Genomic DNA, 15,601 nt, shown 5'->3' on the forward strand with positions numbered 1-15,601 from the left:
TGTGTGCCCAGCGTCTGTGCGGCGCAGTTGTCCTTGCACGTGCACCCCATATTGTTCCTGAACTGCACGGCCCACGGACGCGACTGACTGCACACCCGCAGAACCGACCCACCTACCGCAGCGGATCGCCCCACTCCACCTCACCGCGGAGTCGGTTCTTCAGCAGCTTGCCGCCCGCGTTTCGCGGCAGCGCCTCACTCGACACCTGGGCGAACTGCGGGATCTTGAAGTCGGCCAAATTCTTTCGGCAGTGCTGGAGCACCGGATCGAGGTCACCCGACTCGGAGACCAGGACCGCGCCTACCTTCTCACTCATCACCTCGTCGGGAACCGGGATCACCGCGGCATCGACGACGCCCGGCTCACCGTGTCGACGACGAAGGGCTCGCCGTCGGGCAGCGGGGTGCCCGGAGCCAGATCCACGGCGACGACCACCGAGCTCGACGACGGCCTCGTCGTCGAGCCGTGTGGTCGCCCGATCCCGCAGAACGTCGATGAGCGTCGCCGGCACATCGATGTAGTGCAAAGTCCCGGAATCGTCGCGCGCCACCCCGTCTTGGGCGAACGGATTGCGGTCGCGGCTGATCTCGATGACGGCGGTGTCGGTCATCATCTGTTTGTACCCCGCGCAGCAGGTCCTGGGCTGCCTCTCGGCCGAACATGCAGCGACGCAGGATGTTGCGAGGGTTGGGATGCTCGGCGGACGCGATATCAGAGCGGCAGGAGAGGGTGCGCGCGTCAATAATTGGCGCCGCCGCCCTCCAGGCCTGCTGGTGCATACGGCGGCCTGCTCCTAGAAGTCCCTGATTTGCCGCTGCCACCCTTTGTCGATTCGGGGACCCATCGACGGCGGCCACCGTCGATCGCGAGATCGATCTATTTCCCACCCATGAGAAATTTTTGCCTACACTGGCAACCATGAGGCCGACACCGACGAACCTCAGCCCGACGACCACCACTCGACTCCCCGTACTCGCACTCTTCGTGACCCTCTGCGTCATCGCGGGCTGTTCGACGGCACCCGAACCGGACGCGGATCCCTCCTCCGCAACCGTGGCCACCACGAGCGGCCGTCTGCACGGAGTCGCAACGGACACCGGTCGCACGTTTCTCGGCGTCCCGTACGCGGAACCGCCGACCGGAGAGCACCGCTGGACGCTCCCCCGGACGGCGGCGACACCGGATGCCGACGTCGACGCCTCCCGCGCGGGCAGTCCGTGTCCCCAGGGCCTGCCGGTTCCCGGTGACCACCCGGCACCGTCCGAGGACTGCCTGACCCTGAATGTCACGACGCCTCGCCAGACCGATTCCGACATGCACCTGCCGGTCATGGTGTGGTGGCACGGCGGCGGCTACACGAGCGGTGCCGGAAGTTCCTACGACGCACAGCGACTCGCCGATCGCGGGAACGTCCTGGTCGTGACGATCAACTACCGGTTGGGCGTCTTCGGCTACCTCGGGATGCCCGGCATGGCGGGCGGCGGCGATTTCGGGCTCGCCGACCAGATCGAGAGTCTGCGCTGGGTGCAGTCCAATGCGTCGGCCTTCGGTGGCGACCCCGACAACGTGACCGTCGTCGGCGAGTCCGCCGGCGCGATGTCGGCCTGCGCGGCGCTGACATCGCCCTCGACGAAGGGCTTGATCGACAAGGCGATCATGGCGTCCGGCAACTGCATGCTGCGCTGGCCGGACGGCGGCCTCTACCCGGGCGTCCCAGCACACACGCCGTACGCATCCCGCGCCGACAATCAGTCGACGAGTGTCGAGGCGGCCCGGCGACTCGGATGCAGTGGCGACGACGCCATTGCGTGTCTACGGAAGCTGCCCGTCGATCGGCTGCTCAGCGTGAACGCGGAGTTCTCCGACAACCTGGCGTACGGAACAGAGCTTCTGCCCGACGACCCGGCAGAGGTCATCCGGCGAGGCGATCAGCACCAGCTTCCCGTGATCACCGGCGGAAACCACGATGAGCAGCGGTCATTCGTCGGAGGCCTGCTGATGGCACAACCCGATGCCGTCACCCCGGAGTCCTATCCCGATCTGATCCGCACTGCGTTCGGCCCCCGAGCGTCCGAGGTGATGTCGCGATATCCGCTGAGCCGCTTCCCGAGTGCGCCCATCGCATGGTCGACCGTCACCACCGACGCCGTCTGGTCGTGCCCGACGTTGGAGGGCGCGAGGCTGATGAGCACGCGCGCACCCACACACATCTATGAGTTCGCCGACGAGACCGCGCCGAACGTCAACCAGATCACCACGATTCCGCAGGGAGCAGCACATGCCACCGACACGCCCTATTACTTCGACCTCGGCGGCAAGAACCTGCTCACCACCCCGCGTCAGCACCAGATCGGTGATCAGATGATCGACTACTGGACATCGTTCGCTCACAACGGAACACCTCGGATCACGGGAGGACCCGACGCCGACGCGGCTGGGCCCGACACCAGCCGGGTCCTCCAGTTCGGCACCACGGCCACCCGTGAGGTCGACTACGCCGCCGACCACCAGTGCGGCTTCTGGATCTGAGCCCCGAAGCGAACCGAGAGCCAGAAATCGGCACATGCCATCCACCCGAGTCGACAACGACACGTTCATCCACCGCGCCCGACGTGCCCAACTCATCGACACCGCGATCGGGGTGATCGCCGACGTCGGCGCCGACCGTGCCAGCATCTCGCAGATCGCGGAGCGTGCCGGTATCACCCGCGGTGTGGTCACCTACCACTTCCGTGACCGACGTTCGTTGTTCGCCGCCGTGGTCGCCCACGTCTACGGCCTGGCACACGACGCGCTCGGGGACCGTGTACATTCAGCCGCCAGTCCGCGGGAATCGTTGCGCACGTTCATCGTCGGAAGTCTGGAGTTCTACGCCGAACACTCTGTCGAGATGGTGGCACTCTCCGCCATCTATCGGACGGCGGACATGCCGCGCGCCGAGCAAGGGGAACACAGATCCGAGCTCACCGACGTCGAGGAGATCCTCGTCGACGGCATACGGTCGGGCGACTTCCGCGATCATGACCCGGCGATCATGGCGGCGACGATCCGATCAGCGCTCGACGCCGCGCTCGTCCGCGTCCGAGCAGGCACCGACATCGATCACGAGGGCTCCGAGCTCTGGTCGTTGTTCGACGGTGCGACTCGTGGTCAGGTCAGGGTGCGGTGAACGTGCCGACGCCAGGCAACGATGGCTGTCCGGCATTCGGGTAGGCGGCCGACCCCGTCACCTGCACGGTGAGCACGATCGGACCGCTGCCGGTTCGGACCGTGGCGACAACGGGAGTCGGATTCAGGTAGTACGGGCAGGGTTTCACGGTCGTCGCGCCGCGTTGCCCGGTGGACACATTGAGGTAGTTGATCCGCACAAGCGCCCCGGCCGCCGAACTCGAGCAGATTGACGGACTCGCGGGCGCGGACAACGCGGTCTGACCGCGCACGGCGGTACCTGCGGCGTGGACGGTGGCAAAATAGGGACCCGGCACAACGAGCCCGCTGACGGCGATCGCTGCCGCCGGGATCTGATAGACGGGCACCGGGGCGGCCTGCGCGGCGCCGGCACCAAAGGCAGTGGCGACCGCACCGGCGATCACGCCTCCGGCCGCGAGCATTGTTCTCATCGTCGAGCGCATTCGAGTCCTCCTCGGTCCGAGTTCGGATGGCGGACCCCGATAGCCGGTGACCACGTGAGCCCTGTGCGCGTTTTATCCGTTTCGGCGCGGGGTTCGTTACCGCCGTCGGCCGCCCACACGGCTCCCTACGACACAATGGCTGCATGGCCGAGAGCGATATCCACTTCTACTTCGACCCCGTCTGCCCGTTCGCATGGATGACCAGCAAATGGGTCCGGACCGTCCAATCGCAGCGCGATTACACCGTCGACTGGCGGTTCATCTCCCTGCGGTTGCTCAACGCGCACATCGACTACGCATCCCACTTCCCGCCGGAGTACGAGGCGGGGCACACCGCCGGACTGCGTCTACTGCGCGCCGCGGCGAGTGTGCGACGAGACCACGGTCGCGAGCCGATCGGCCCGTTGTACTCGGCATTCGGCGCGCGGATCTTCGACTCCCACACCGGCACCTACATGTTCGACGACCGGGATCAGCGCGGTACCGAGGACTTCCTCGCACCGATCCTGGCCGAATTGGATCTCCCGTCGCACCATCTCGCCGCCCTCGACGACACGTCGTTCGACGCCGAGATCCAGGCGGAGACCGATGCGGCCCTCACCCTCACCGGCCGCGACGTCGGCACGCCGATCATCCACTTCGAGCCACCGGAGGGTGTCGCCTTCTTCGGTCCGGTCATCAGCCGCCTGCCCGACGAAGACGACGCCGTCCGCCTGTGGGATCACGTCATCGGCCTCGCCGGCTTCCCCGGCTTCGCCGAACTGAAGCGCAGCCTGCGCGAGAAGCCGCAGTTGCGCGCCTTCGGTGTCGACGTGGACGAGGTTGGCGCGCAGGAGGACTGGCATGGCGGTAGTCGACGCACCAAGAAGTGACCGGCTCGCGCGGGCCATCGACGACTCGCGTGATCTGAGCCGACCCGCGTCATGTCGGTGTGGTGGGTGGTGCTCTGTTCTCCGCCGTGGGTTCAGCCCGTCAACGCGGACACCACCGCCGCAATGATCACCGTGTTGAACACGAACGCGATTACCGCGTTCGCGGTGACGGTTCGGCGCATCTCACGAGACGTCACCGTCACGTCCGTCGTCCCGAACGTCGTCATCACCGAGACCGCGAAGTAGACGTAGTCGACCCACACGGGATCAGCGTCGCCGGGGAAATCCAGCCCCTTGTCGCCCTCGTCGATGAAATCGTCGGCGTGAAAGGTGACCGCGTAGGACACGACCACACAGAGCCAGGCCACCACGATCAGCGCCACGGCCACTCCGATGCGCGGAGACTCCGCGAGAGTGGTGCCGCCATGTCCCGGCATCCAGATCATGGCGACTGCCAGGGCAGCTGCTGCGATGAACAGCGACACCCCCGGTCCCGGAGCCGTACCGAGAACGTACCGTTGCAGAACCGTCCCGCGACTTTCTCGACGAGCCCAATCATGAATGGCGTCGGTCGATGCACGAGAGAAGGCAGCGACCGTGATCGCCAGGTAGGCAACAAGATATGCGAGGAGACCGAACACCCCGGCATCGACGACGGACAGCTCGGCCGGGAAGTCACCGAGGCCGTACAGAACCGCGATCGCCACCAGTCCGAGCGCAAAGCTCGCCAACGCTCGTCGCGGTTCGGAGAGCCACGCCATCAGGTCGCCGGCGTATCACACCCCGGCGCAGGCGCATCCTCGAACAACGGCTTGCCGAGCGGGATGAGGTAGAGCACGTCGAGGACGACCGGTGTCGATCCGAGGTTTCGGCCGACGTGTGTGTTCGCCTGTCCGCGTGGCTCTCTGATGATATCGCCGGTCTTGTAGATGACCGGCTTGCAATCCGCGCCCGGATGCGTGAGCGTGCCCGCGCGGACGAGTCCCACGAGATCGCCGTCGTGATAGTGCCATCCGGTGGTCCCGCCCGGTTGAATCGTGATCTCCCGGACCGCGACGTGGACGCCGTCGGGAACGAACGGCAGCAGCCCGGCCGGGATGTCACCCTCGGCCAGGGTGACCGCCGAGATCCCCGACGACGGTGTCGCCTCCGCGACCGCGGGGACGAGACCGCCGAGAGACAGGACGGCGGCCATCCCGACGAGACCGCGAAGAAGATGCTTCATGGTACGGAACGGTACCCCCGAAGACCCCGGTCGGCCGGGCTTTCGACGACACCGTGCGCCGGCGTACGCCACCGGCGAGCGACATGTCGGAACTCTCCGACATGAATCGGTCTCGCGTGCCCGCCGACGATCGAGTGTTCCTGGCGCTCGCCAATCCGGTCCATCGTCGGTTGCTCGAGCTTCTCGCCGAGCAACCGACCGCGGCCGGCGATCTGACGTCGCAGTTGACCCAGAGCCGCTCATCGGTCACCGAGCACCTGACCGTGCTCAAAGAGGCAGGCCTGGTCGTCGATCGGCCCCGCCGGCATCGCATCTACCACCTGCACGCCGAACTGCTCGCCGAACTCGGCGCCAGGCTGCATCCGTTCGAGCGCTTCTGGCGGCACCACTGTCCGATATCGCCCACATCGCAGAGGATCTCGAGAGATGACCGACACCGACACCGACACCACCATTCGCGTCGACCAGTTCGTCGCCGCCACAACCGAAACCGTCTGGCGCACGTTGACCGAGCCCGACCTGGTCGCCCGGTGGTGGGCGGACGGCGAGATCGCTGCGACGGTCACGAGTTCACCCTCGACATGCCGGGTTTCGGCCGACAGCCATGTCGCGTACTGGAAGCCGAGCCGCCGTCCCGATTCGCCTACACCTTCACCGCGAACTGGACGCTCACGTGGACTCTGCGCCCGAGGGGGGCCGGGTTGTCGCGGCGTCGTGCTGCCGCGGCTCGCCGATCTGGCGCCGACCGTCACGTGATCGGCCGGCCCACCCGCGCGACCACTCCGTCGATCTGAGCCTCGACCGCCTGCCGAAGGTCGAACTCCCTCGACAGTTCGCCCCACCGGGGCAGAATCGCAGCTACTCGCGGCAGATCGGCCACCTCGGCCGGATCCATCGTCTCGTACCACGACCGGTCGTCGGCCGAACGCCGCGCCATGACGTCACGCCAGTGCAACTCGGACACGACGAGATACCAGACCGACCGCCAGAGATCGAGCATTGACTGATCGTTGAGACCCAGTTCGATTGCAGCGGAGAAGAACTGTTCCGCCAATGCAAGCGCAGGGGTACCCACATTGGTACCCAGCTGCAGTATCGCGACGACCCAGGGGATGTCTCCGAGCTTGTCGTACATGTCCATCGCGATGGTGATCATCCGCTGTCGCGGTGAACCGGTCGGCGCCTGCCATGGGATGGCGGCCGCGATCTCCGACAGCGCCAGCGAGAGCAGAACCGACTTGTTCGGCACATAGTGATAGAGCGTCATCGGCTTAGAGCCGAGCTCCACCGCCAGTCGCCGCATGCTCAGGCCGTCGACTCCGTCACGCTCGAGGATCCGGATCGCGGCCTCGACGATGTCGTCACGCTGCAATGAGGGCGTCGGTGGCATTCATCCATCTTGACGCATACGAGTCGAGGACTTGGCTCGACGCTCGTCGGAGCGTACATTTCGTACGCGTACCAATTCGTACGCGTACGAACAAGGAGTCTCATTGCGCACCATCACCCCGCCCGCCGCTGCCACCCGGACCGGCGCTCTGCTGATCACCGTGTTCGTCCTGCAGTTTCTGGTCGCACTGGACATGTCCCTCGTCAACATCGCCCTGCCCGCGATCCGCAGCGACTTGGGCTTCACCGCAGCGGGCCTGTCCTGGGTTGTGAACGCGTACCTCCTCTGTTTCGCCGGGTTCATGTTGGTAGGGGGTCGCGTCGGAGATGTGTGGGGCCGCCGACCGGTCATCCTCGTCGGTCTGACGATCTTCGCCTGCGCGAGTGTGATCGGCGGACTGGCGACCGCGCCAGGACTGCTCGTCGGCGCCAGGGCGGCGCAGGGCCTGGGCGCGGCTCTCCTCGCACCGGCATCACTGGCCTTGGTCGCCACGATCGACGACACCGATCGCAGGCGGAAGGCGATGGGCCTCTGGGGTGGTGCCGGCGCGGTGGGTGGCGCTGTCGGTGTGGTCGCGAGTGGCGTGCTCACCGACTGGTGGAACTGGCGCGCGGTGATGTTCGTCAATGTGCCCATCGTCGTGATCGCGCTGATCGCCACATTGCGCGGCGTCGTATCTGGCGGGCGGCCAGGGGCGCGGTCGCGCCTCGACGTCACCGGCGGCATCCTGGTCACCGGTGGGGTGGCGGCACTCGTCTATGCGGTGTCGGCCACCGGCGACCACGGCTGGTTCTCAGCTCGCACGGTGATCGGCACGGCCGCAGCGATCGTCCTCCTTGCGGCATTCGCCGTCGTCGAACGGACCGGAAGTCATCCGTTGATGCCGATCCGGGTCCTGGCCACACGAAGCATTCTCGGCGCCAACATCTTCGGCTTCATGCTCGCCGCCGGCCAGTTGGCGGCGTTCTATTTCTGTTCGCTTTACATCCAGACGGTATGGGAGGTGAGCGCCGACCTGACCGGCATCCTGTTCCTCCCGTTCTGCGCGTTCGTCGGACTGGGCATCGCGGTGTCGAGCAAACTCTCCGCCCGGTTCGGGGTTCGGAATGCGATCGTCGTTCTCGGCCTCCTCGGAGCTGCCGGCCTCGCCGTGTTCGCCCGCATGCCAGAGGAATTCGACTTCTGGACCGGCATTCTGCTGCCGTCCCTGCTGGCCGCCACGGGCATCGGCGGGTCCATGGTCCTGGTGGGTGCCGCGGGCACCGCGGGTGTCGCCGCCGACGACGTGGGCGTGGCATCGGGCGTGTTGAACAGTTCGCGGCAACTCGGCAGGACCATCGGTCTGGCCGTACTGGTCACGGTCGCCACCCATCAGAGCGTGGCCCGCGACGGATATCAGGTCGGGCTTGCCGTCGGCGCCGTGTTCCTGGTGGTGGCCAGTGCCGCGGCCTGGTTGATCCTGCCGCGCGAACGGCGACCGGCCCACGGGTGACACCGAGAAGGTCATGCTGTTCCGTCTCTGATCCTGCACACCGGCTACCGTCGACAGCGTGGGAATGCTCCTGTTCGCCGCGCTGTTCCTGGCGCTGATCATCTTCTGGCTGCATCGTCGAATAGTCCGGGCCACCGCGATGTCACGACCGTGGTCGGTGATCACCGATGCCGTCCTGGTGGCGTTGTGGGCATTGACGGTCGTAGGGGTGGCGACCGGGCGACTGCTCGATCCGGCGTGGTTCAGGATCCCGGCAGTCATCGGCCTGACGTGGATGGCCGCCGTGCTGTACCTCGTCCTCGGACTGGCACTCGTGGGCATCGGGTCCCTGGTGGCTCGGGCGATCCGTCGCGTCCGGGGCACCACCGGTGAGGACGCCGCCAGGCGACACCGCGCCGTGCTGCGCGTGGCGACCGCCGGCGTGGTCGTAATCGCGCTGGCGACCACCATCTACGGTGTGGTCGCGGCGGCGCGGCCGCAAGTGGTGACGCAGCAGGTGGATCTGGCCGGGCTTCCGGAGGGCTTCGACGGCGCGCAGGTCGTGCTGATCTCGGATCTCCATGTGGGACCGGCGAGGTCGGCGTCATTCACGCGCAAGGTGGTCGAGGAAGTGAACGCCCAACGCCCGGACCTCGTCCTGATCGCCGGCGACCTCACCGACGGCACGATCGCGAACGTCGGCGCCGACCTCGAACCACTGGCCGGGTTGTCGGCGCCGCTCGGGGTGTTCGGCGTCAGCGGCAACCACGAGTTCTACTCCGACGACGGCGGGGCATGGCTCGACGAGTGGGAGCGGCTCGGCGTGCACACCCTTCGCAATCAGCGGGTCGCGGTCGAGCGCAACGGCGCCACGATCGACATCGCCGGCATCCAGGACTACACCGCGCCCGCCCCGTACGAACCCGATCTGCCGGCCGCACTGGCCGGTCGCGATCCCCAGCGATTCGTCCTGCTGCTCGCACACGAACCACGACAGGCCCTCGAGGCCTCGGATCTCGACGTCGACATGCAGGTGTCCGGACACACACACGGTGGGCAGATCTGGCCCATCCGCTACCTCGTGCCGCTGCAGCAACCATCCGTCGAAGGCCTCGACACGATCGGGAACACCACGCTGTACACCACGCGTGGGGCCGGCGCGTGGGGCCCGCCGGTGCGAGTGGGTGCACCGCCGGAGATCACCGTTCTGGAGTTGCAGCGCGCCGCGAGCTGACACCGGCGACGCGGGCAGCGCCGAGCCTCTCGCTGCAGCCACTTCGACTGTGGAACACCACAATGATCGCGAACGAGGTGATTTCCCACATTCGGGCGGCTGTTTCAGTGCTGTCTCAGACCGCCAGACGCCCGAATGCACTCCGGTGGAAGATCAGCGGATTCCCGGCGTCGGGATGATCGACGGCGTGCAGCTCGAGCAACACGATGATGTGGTCGCCGGCCTCCACCTCGCGGTAGATGGTCGTGTCGAACCGGGCGATGCCTTCGTCGAGGGTGACCGCACCGACGTCGGAGGCCTTCACAGCGATGCCGTCGAAGCGCTGATCGACCGGCCCGGCGAGCTGTCGGCAGACGTCCCCGTGATGGTCGGCGAGGATGGTCACCCCGAGGTGCGCGGCACGACGCAGATCCGGCCAGGTCTTCGATGTGTTCGCGACCGAGAACGACACGAGCGGCGGATCGAGGCTGACGCTGGTGAAGGAGCTCGCCGCGAGACCGGTGAGCTGCCCGTCGACCTCCGCGGCGACCGCCACCACACCGGTCGGGAACACCCCGAAAGCCTTGCGCAGCTTGGTCGGATCGATGTCCTGATTCGTCCAGAGATTGCTCATCGAGGAGCCTCCAACACGGCTGTGACGATGGGGGCGGTCGCCGCGAGCCAGTCCGCGTAGGCCGCGGGGTCGTCGAATGCGGAATCCACCACGTAGAGTCCGCGACCCGGCACGGTCCCGCCGATCTCGGTGAGTACCGGACGCAAGGCCAGTTCGGGCGCGAGCGAGTGTGCGGGACTGCCGCCGAGCATCAGCGGAATCGCCAAGCCGGACAGTCCTGTTCCGCCGGCGAACCGGTCGAGGAACAGCTTGAGCAAACCGGTGTAGGCCGCCTTGTACGTCGGGCTGGCGAACACGACCAGGTCGGCCTTGCCCACCTGGTCGACGAGTCCGGCGACCGTCTCGTCGGACCAGTCCAGCACGGCGGTCCCCAACGTGGCGAGATCGACCACGAGATCCGGTTCCGCACCGGTCAGCTGGGTGGCGACATACGTTGCGGCGGTGAGTGTTCGACTCGCGGGTTTGGGGTTCCCGACGACGACGGCGGTGGACACGCCGCTCACGATGCCGCCACCCGTGTGGTCGGTGCGGCAGCGCCGAACGGCACCGCGGCCCGCCCGACGACGGGCGCCGGATGCTGCCACAGACCCCGGCGCGTCAGCTCGGGCAGCACGCCTTCACCGAACCAGTACGACTCCTCGAGATGCGGGTATCCCGACAGCACGAACTCCTCGATCCCGACCGCGCGATACGCCTCGATGAGATCGGCGATCTCCGTGTAGGAGCCGACCATCGCGGTTCCGGCGCCACCACGCACCAGTCCGATCCCGGCCCACAGGTTCGGGTAGATCTGGAGGCCGTCCTTGGAGCCCTTGTTGAGCTCGAGCATCCGCTGCTGCCCTTCGGAAGCACTGCGTTTGAGACCGGACTGGATGCGAGCGATCTCGTCTTCCGAGATGTGTTCGAGCAATCTGTCGGCCTCCGCCCACGCCGCTTCGGAGGTGTCCCGCGCGATGGTGTGCAGACGGATGCCGAACTTCAGTTCGCGACCGACGTCGGCTGCGGCCTTGCGCACCCGATCGAGCTTCTCGGCCACCGCCTCCGGCGGTTCCCCCCAGGTGAGGTAGACGTCGGCATGCTTGGCGGCCACCGCGATACCGGCCGCCGACGATCCACCGAAGTAGATCTCGGGCAGTGGATCCGGGATGTGTTGCAGCGTGGCGTCGTTCACCGAGAGGTACTTGCCCTCGAAGGTGACTGTGTCGCCCGTCCACAACCGCCGGACGATCTCCAGGAACTCGTCGGCACGCGCGTATCGCTCCTCCTTGCCGAGAAAGTCGCCGAACATCTGCTGCTCGTGATCCTCACCACCGGTGACGACGTTGAGCAGAAGCCTCCCTCCGGAGAGATTCTGGAAGGTCCCCGACATCTGGGCGGCGAGATACGGCGCGATGACGCCGGGCCGGAAGGCCACCAGGAACTTCAGCCGCTCCGACAGGCTGCTGATCATCGCGGTGGAGATCCACGCGTCCTCGCACCAGGCACCGGTGGGTGTCAGTGCAGCTTCGAAGCCGAGTTGTTCGGCACTGCGGGCGATCTGGCCGAGGTACGGAACGGACGCCGGACGTCCCCCGGTGCCGGCGGAGACGCCGTGCCCGCCCCCGACGACATGGCGGCCGTCGCCCCCGTTGGTCGGCAGGAACCAGTGGAACTTCAAGGCGCTCATGGACTCTTTCACTTCCTTCGTCGTTGTCAGAGCTGCCCGGTTCGTGGGGGCAGGATTCCGTCGACCGCCCAGCGGCCGAGGTGCTGCACCTTCCACGATGCCGGATCGTGCAGGGTGTGGGTACGGGCGTTGCGCCAGTGCCGGTCGAGCGATTCCTTGGCGACCGCCGATCGTGTGCCGGCCACCTCGAACAGTCGGCTCGCGACGTCGACCGAGGTCTTCGTCGTCGCTGCGCGCGCTGCCGCCACCGCCAGCGTTGCCGCGGCGGCGGTGGCCTCGTCGAGATCCGCGTCGGCGCGGTCGACGGCACGTCCGGCCTCGGCGAGCAGGGCCTCTGCGCCGCGAACGGCGAGTTCCATCTCACCGAAGGCATGTATGACCAGTGGGTCGTCGGCGGCACGCTCGACGCCGGCGTCGGGGTGGGGCCGGCTCTTGGTGGTCACGAACTCCGCCGCGTCCTCCAGCGCGGCCCGGGCGATCCCTGCGTCGATCGCGGCGTGCAGCAGTTGCGCGAACGCGCCATAGGTCGTCGGGCCGGTGAAGGTGACCGAGAAGTCGGTGATGAGGTCGTCGGTGACCAGCACGTCCGTCAGGCGCACCGTGCCGCTGGCGGTGGTCCGTTGACCGAGCGCGTCCCAGTCGTCGACGACCTCCACACCGTCGGCATCACGACGCACCCAGGCCACGTGCAGCGGCCCGTCCTCGCCGAGGTGGGCGAGGGTGGGAATCCAGTCGGCGAACAACGCGCCGGTGCAATAGAACTTGGTGCCGTCGAGTCGCCAGGCGTCGCCGTCGCGGCGCAAGGTCGTCGTGTACTCGCGGATGTGCTTGGTTCCGCGCTCGGATTGCGCGTTGCCGAGGGCCGCTCCGGCGAGGACCTCGGGAAGGATGCGCGACTGCTGGTCGCGGGTGCCCTGCAGCAGGAGTTGATTGACGAACACGAAGTGACTGTGCGGGATCTGACCGATGTTCGGGTCACCCTTGGAGATGAGCCGGAAGACCTCGGCGACGGTGCTCGCGGGTAGTCCGGCGCCCCCGACCGCGGTGGGCACGGTGATCGCGAGGAGTCCGCTGGCAGCGAGCCGCCTGATCTCCCCGGTGGGCAGGATCTTGTCGCGGTCCCGGTCGGCAGCGCCCTTCGCGAAGACCTCACCGAGTTCTGCGGCGACCGCGACGGCATCGTCGCTGCTGAGCACGGGAACCCTGCTCATGCATCACTCCTCGTCGTTCGACAACCCTCACATCAAACGCCGCCGGGAGCGCCCTGGCCACCCTTTCTCGCCCGCTGAACAGAAAGTTCGTCGGCGTTCGCCGCGGTGTGCTAGATGATGACGTGTCGAAGGGTCACGCCGATCGGCGATCGTCTCGGGAGTCGCGTGCGCGGATCAGCGCCTCCCGTTCGGCGACGCCGAGTCCTCCCCAGATTCCCTGCTCCTCGCCCACACCGATCGCATACTCCAGGCACTTGGAGGACACCGGGCAACTCCGGCACAGCATCTTCGCCAGAGCCTCACGGTGTGCCCGCTGATTCTTGGTCTCGCGGTTGTCGACGATGAACAGGTGCGCGGATTCCTCCCCGCAGCGAGCCTGCTGGCGCCAGCCCATGTCATCGAGTGCCGGCCCGTCGAGAGCCCACCCGTCGGGTGCCGTCACGACGCGAGCCAAAGTCGCCTGCGGGCGACCGAACGGATGCCGGTCACCGTTGTCGGCGGCAGATGGGCGGCGTGGGTTTCCAGGGCACCCAGCAGGTGGCCGAAGTACTCCCTTGCAGAGAGCCCGAACATGTCGGCGATCTCCCGATCGGAACCGCCGCCGTGTCGATACCACTGCACCTCGTAGTCGACGAGAGCAGCCGAGTCGACGGGTCCGGCGGGGACGGTCCGCAGGCGAATTGATGCGCTCATGCAAGGAGTGTCCGACGGCGACCCCGCCGGCGACATGGTTCTGTGCGGGGCGGTTCGAAACCTTGGAAGGCTGCGAATCAGGCGGGATCCGACGATCGGGTCGGTGTGGAGGCCGACCCAGACGACTTCGCCAGGATCGAATGCTTCCGTCCGTAGAACACGTAGACCGCCAGTCCGAGGACGAGCCACACCACGAACCGCAGCCACGTCTCGATTGCCAGGTTCGCCATGAGCCCGGCGCAGCACACCGCCGAGACGATGGGCAGGAACGGCGACCACGGGACGCGGAACGGCCGCTTCATCGCCGGGCGGGTCCGACGCAGGATCGGCACGGCCACCGACACGACCAGGAATGCGAACAGGGTGCCGATCGAGACCATCTCGGCAAGCGCCGAGAGCGGCACGAACGCAGCCAGCAGCACCACGACGGCCGTGGTGAGCATGGTGATGCGATAGGGCGTGTTCCATCGCGGGTGGACGCGCCCGAGCGAGTGCGGGATCAGGCCGTCGCGTGACAACGCGAAGCCGATGCGTGACATCCCGACGATGTCGACGAGGATCACCGATGTCAGACCGCAGATCGCCGCGATCCCGACGAGGACGCCCGCCCAGCTCAGTCCCACCTGATCGAACGCGTCCGAGAGCGGTGCGCCCTCACTGAGATCGGTGTAGTTGACCATGCCCACGAGTACGAAACACACGCCGACGTAGAGCACGGTGCACAGCACCAACGTCCCGAGTAGACCACGGGTCATGTCGCGTGCCGGGTTGCGTGTCTCCTCGCCGAGATTGGCGACGATCTCGAATCCGCTGTAGGAGAAGAAGACCACGGCCGCCGCGAACAGCACCCCGGCGACGCCGAACGCGGTGGCGTCGACCCCGGTCGCCCACTGCCAGAGCGGTTGTCGCAGGCCCGCCTCGCCTCCGGTGGGTTCGGCGGGCGGGATGAACGGTGAGTAGTTGGCCGCCTTGATGAAGAAGACTCCGACGACGATGATGAACACACAGATCGAGACCTTCAGGAGCACCAACGCGTTGGTGACCCAGCCGGACTCCTTGATCCCCACGGTCGCAACGATTCCCAACACGAGTGCGATGGCGACGGCACCGAGGTTCACCGACGATGACTCGCCGAAGAACTCGGTGGGCAGATGCAGCGCCTCCTGCAGATAGCCCGACCAGCCGCGCGACACCACCGCGGCACCGAGCGCGAACTCGAGGATGAGGTCCCAGCCGATGATCCAGGCGATGATCTCACCGAGCGTCGTGTACGCGTAGGTGTACGACGACCCGGCCGTCGGCACCGCGGATGACAGTTCGGCGTAACAGAATGCGGCGAACAGGGCGATCACCCCGGCCACCACGAACGAGATCATGATCGCCGGCCCGGCGCTGTTCTTCGCCTGGATACCGGTGAGGGTGAAGATGCCGGTGCCGATCACGATGCCGACGCCGAACCCGATCAGGTCGCGGGCGCGCAGCGCTTTTCGGAGACGGCCACGCTCGGTGACGTTGCCGTCATCGTTCTGATGGATGACGGTGTCGACGTCCTTGGTGCGGAACACGCCGTTCTTGCCCTTCATCCTCCCGACGC

The 15,601-nt window shown here is 66.9% G+C and carries 17 protein-coding genes and 2 pseudogenes; 7 read left to right on the plus strand and 12 right to left on the minus strand.

Going from position 1 to position 15,601, the window contains the following annotated elements:
• Nucleotides 1-112 precede the first annotated feature (112 nt).
• The gene (locus QSJ19_RS26965; RefSeq protein WP_502876156.1) at nt 113-610 is read right to left on the minus strand and encodes an AMP-binding enzyme; all 498 of its coding nucleotides are present in this window, start codon (nt 608-610) and stop codon (nt 113-115) included.
• 308 nt (nt 611-918) lie between these two features.
• On the opposite strand from QSJ19_RS26965, the gene QSJ19_RS12665 reads away from it, so the two are divergent.
• Entirely contained in the window at nt 919-2,529 is a 1,611-nt protein-coding gene (locus QSJ19_RS12665; RefSeq protein ID WP_286320865.1) for a carboxylesterase/lipase family protein, read from the plus strand.
• Between the two features lie 34 nt (nt 2,530-2,563).
• Nucleotides 2,564-3,169, plus strand: coding sequence for a TetR/AcrR family transcriptional regulator (locus QSJ19_RS12670; protein WP_286320868.1), 606 nt, complete (start codon nt 2,564-2,566; stop codon nt 3,167-3,169).
• On the opposite strand, the gene QSJ19_RS12675 is transcribed toward QSJ19_RS12670, so the two are convergent.
• On the minus strand, nt 3,156-3,611 hold the full coding sequence (locus QSJ19_RS12675) for a hypothetical protein (RefSeq protein ID WP_286320869.1): 456 nt from the start codon (nt 3,609-3,611) through the stop codon (nt 3,156-3,158). The two genes, QSJ19_RS12670 and QSJ19_RS12675, sit on opposite strands and share 14 nt — an antisense overlap.
• 164 nt (nt 3,612-3,775) lie before the next feature.
• Between QSJ19_RS12675 and QSJ19_RS12680 the strand changes: the two genes are divergently transcribed.
• The gene (locus QSJ19_RS12680) at nt 3,776-4,504 is read left to right on the plus strand and encodes a mycothiol-dependent nitroreductase Rv2466c family protein (RefSeq protein WP_286320870.1); all 729 of its coding nucleotides are present in this window, start codon (nt 3,776-3,778) and stop codon (nt 4,502-4,504) included.
• 92 nt (nt 4,505-4,596) lie between these two features.
• On the opposite strand, the gene QSJ19_RS12685 is transcribed toward QSJ19_RS12680, so the two are convergent.
• Together QSJ19_RS12685 and QSJ19_RS12690 are read right to left on the minus strand one after the other, a co-directional pair.
• Complete coding sequence (locus QSJ19_RS12685) at nt 4,597-5,265, minus strand: DUF1345 domain-containing protein (protein WP_286320871.1); 669 nt, start codon at nt 5,263-5,265, stop codon at nt 4,597-4,599.
• Complete coding sequence (locus tag QSJ19_RS12690; protein ID WP_286320872.1) at nt 5,265-5,729, minus strand: cupin domain-containing protein; 465 nt, start codon at nt 5,727-5,729, stop codon at nt 5,265-5,267. Before QSJ19_RS12690 ends, QSJ19_RS12685 begins: the two co-directional genes overlap by 1 nt.
• A 101-nt stretch (nt 5,730-5,830) precedes the next feature.
• On the opposite strand from QSJ19_RS12690, the pseudogene QSJ19_RS12695 reads away from it, so the two are divergent.
• Together QSJ19_RS12695 and QSJ19_RS12700 are read left to right on the plus strand one after the other, a co-directional pair.
• A pseudogene (locus tag QSJ19_RS12695) lies at nt 5,831-6,159 on the plus strand (ArsR/SmtB family transcription factor).
• A pseudogene (locus tag QSJ19_RS12700) lies at nt 6,156-6,523 on the plus strand (SRPBCC family protein). The pseudogenes QSJ19_RS12695 and QSJ19_RS12700 overlap by 4 nt, the downstream one beginning before the upstream one ends.
• Here QSJ19_RS12700 and QSJ19_RS12705 read toward each other — a convergent pair.
• Entirely contained in the window at nt 6,478-7,119 is a 642-nt protein-coding gene (locus QSJ19_RS12705) for a TetR/AcrR family transcriptional regulator (RefSeq protein ID WP_286320873.1), read from the minus strand. The pseudogene QSJ19_RS12700 and the gene QSJ19_RS12705 sit on opposite strands and share 46 nt — an antisense overlap.
• A 103-nt stretch (nt 7,120-7,222) precedes the next feature.
• Here QSJ19_RS12705 and QSJ19_RS12710 point away from each other — a divergent pair, with 103 nt between their 5' ends.
• Both QSJ19_RS12710 and QSJ19_RS12715 read left to right on the plus strand, forming a co-directional pair.
• Nucleotides 7,223-8,611 carry an MFS transporter gene (locus QSJ19_RS12710; protein ID WP_286320875.1) on the plus strand — a complete coding sequence of 463 codons (1,389 nt, stop codon included), beginning with the start codon at nt 7,223-7,225 and terminating at the stop codon, nt 8,609-8,611.
• 64 nt (nt 8,612-8,675) lie between these two features.
• Complete coding sequence (locus QSJ19_RS12715; RefSeq protein ID WP_286321080.1) at nt 8,676-9,824, plus strand: metallophosphoesterase; 1,149 nt, start codon at nt 8,676-8,678, stop codon at nt 9,822-9,824.
• 115 nt (nt 9,825-9,939) lie between these two features.
• On the opposite strand, the gene QSJ19_RS12720 is transcribed toward QSJ19_RS12715, so the two are convergent.
• The 7 genes from QSJ19_RS12720 to QSJ19_RS12750 form a co-directional block, all read right to left on the minus strand.
• On the minus strand, nt 9,940-10,437 hold the full coding sequence (locus QSJ19_RS12720) for a flavin reductase family protein (RefSeq protein ID WP_286320876.1): 498 nt from the start codon (nt 10,435-10,437) through the stop codon (nt 9,940-9,942).
• Nucleotides 10,434-10,931: an NADPH-dependent FMN reductase gene (locus QSJ19_RS12725; RefSeq protein ID WP_286321081.1), complete on the minus strand. Its 498-nt coding sequence runs from the start codon at nt 10,929-10,931 to the stop codon at nt 10,434-10,436. The genes QSJ19_RS12720 and QSJ19_RS12725 overlap by 4 nt, the downstream gene beginning before the upstream one ends.
• A 5-nt stretch (nt 10,932-10,936) precedes the next feature.
• On the minus strand, nt 10,937-12,103 hold the full coding sequence (locus QSJ19_RS12730) for an LLM class flavin-dependent oxidoreductase (RefSeq protein WP_286320878.1): 1,167 nt from the start codon (nt 12,101-12,103) through the stop codon (nt 10,937-10,939).
• Nucleotides 12,104-12,129: 26 nt separating this feature from the next.
• Nucleotides 12,130-13,314 carry an SfnB family sulfur acquisition oxidoreductase gene (locus tag QSJ19_RS12735; RefSeq protein WP_286320879.1) on the minus strand — a complete coding sequence of 395 codons (1,185 nt, stop codon included), beginning with the start codon at nt 13,312-13,314 and terminating at the stop codon, nt 12,130-12,132.
• A 133-nt stretch (nt 13,315-13,447) separates the two neighbouring features.
• Entirely contained in the window at nt 13,448-13,756 is a 309-nt protein-coding gene (locus QSJ19_RS12740; RefSeq protein WP_286320881.1) for a WhiB family transcriptional regulator, read from the minus strand.
• Nucleotides 13,753-14,007: a DUF3263 domain-containing protein gene (locus QSJ19_RS12745; RefSeq protein WP_286320882.1), complete on the minus strand. Its 255-nt coding sequence runs from the start codon at nt 14,005-14,007 to the stop codon at nt 13,753-13,755. The genes QSJ19_RS12740 and QSJ19_RS12745 overlap by 4 nt, the downstream gene beginning before the upstream one ends.
• A gap of 77 nt (nt 14,008-14,084) precedes the next feature.
• Complete coding sequence (locus tag QSJ19_RS12750) at nt 14,085-15,590, minus strand: APC family permease (protein WP_286320884.1); 1,506 nt, start codon at nt 15,588-15,590, stop codon at nt 14,085-14,087.
• Between the last annotated feature and the right edge of the window lie 11 nt (nt 15,591-15,601).

Source organism: Gordonia sp. ABSL11-1, from assembly GCF_030315685.1.
In the GTDB taxonomy this organism is placed as follows: domain Bacteria; phylum Actinomycetota; class Actinomycetes; order Mycobacteriales; family Mycobacteriaceae; genus Gordonia.

Coding starts and splice junctions, on each gene's coding strand:
- QSJ19_RS12690 (WP_286320872.1), bottom strand. CDS start 5,729: ATGAAGCATCTTCTTCGCGGTCTCGTCGGGATGGCCGCCGTCCTGTCT.
- QSJ19_RS12680 (WP_286320870.1), top strand. CDS start 3,776: ATGGCCGAGAGCGATATCCACTTCTACTTCGACCCCGTCTGCCCGTTC.
- QSJ19_RS12730 (WP_286320878.1), bottom strand. CDS start 12,103: ATGAGCGCCTTGAAGTTCCACTGGTTCCTGCCGACCAACGGGGGCGAC.
- QSJ19_RS12665 (WP_286320865.1), top strand. CDS start 919: ATGAGGCCGACACCGACGAACCTCAGCCCGACGACCACCACTCGACTC.
- QSJ19_RS12735 (WP_286320879.1), bottom strand. CDS start 13,314: ATGAGCAGGGTTCCCGTGCTCAGCAGCGACGATGCCGTCGCGGTCGCC.
- QSJ19_RS12685 (WP_286320871.1), bottom strand. CDS start 5,265: ATGGCGTGGCTCTCCGAACCGCGACGAGCGTTGGCGAGCTTTGCGCTC.
- QSJ19_RS12720 (WP_286320876.1), bottom strand. CDS start 10,437: ATGAGCAATCTCTGGACGAATCAGGACATCGATCCGACCAAGCTGCGC.
- QSJ19_RS12675 (WP_286320869.1), bottom strand. CDS start 3,611: ATGCTCGCGGCCGGAGGCGTGATCGCCGGTGCGGTCGCCACTGCCTTT.
- QSJ19_RS12670 (WP_286320868.1), top strand. CDS start 2,564: ATGCCATCCACCCGAGTCGACAACGACACGTTCATCCACCGCGCCCGA.
- QSJ19_RS12705 (WP_286320873.1), bottom strand. CDS start 7,119: ATGCCACCGACGCCCTCATTGCAGCGTGACGACATCGTCGAGGCCGCG.
- QSJ19_RS12750 (WP_286320884.1), bottom strand. CDS start 15,590: ATGAAGGGCAAGAACGGCGTGTTCCGCACCAAGGACGTCGACACCGTC.
- QSJ19_RS26965 (WP_502876156.1), bottom strand. CDS start 610: ATGACCGACACCGCCGTCATCGAGATCAGCCGCGACCGCAATCCGTTC.
- QSJ19_RS12715 (WP_286321080.1), top strand. CDS start 8,676: ATGCTCCTGTTCGCCGCGCTGTTCCTGGCGCTGATCATCTTCTGGCTG.
- QSJ19_RS12745 (WP_286320882.1), bottom strand. CDS start 14,007: ATGAGCGCATCAATTCGCCTGCGGACCGTCCCCGCCGGACCCGTCGAC.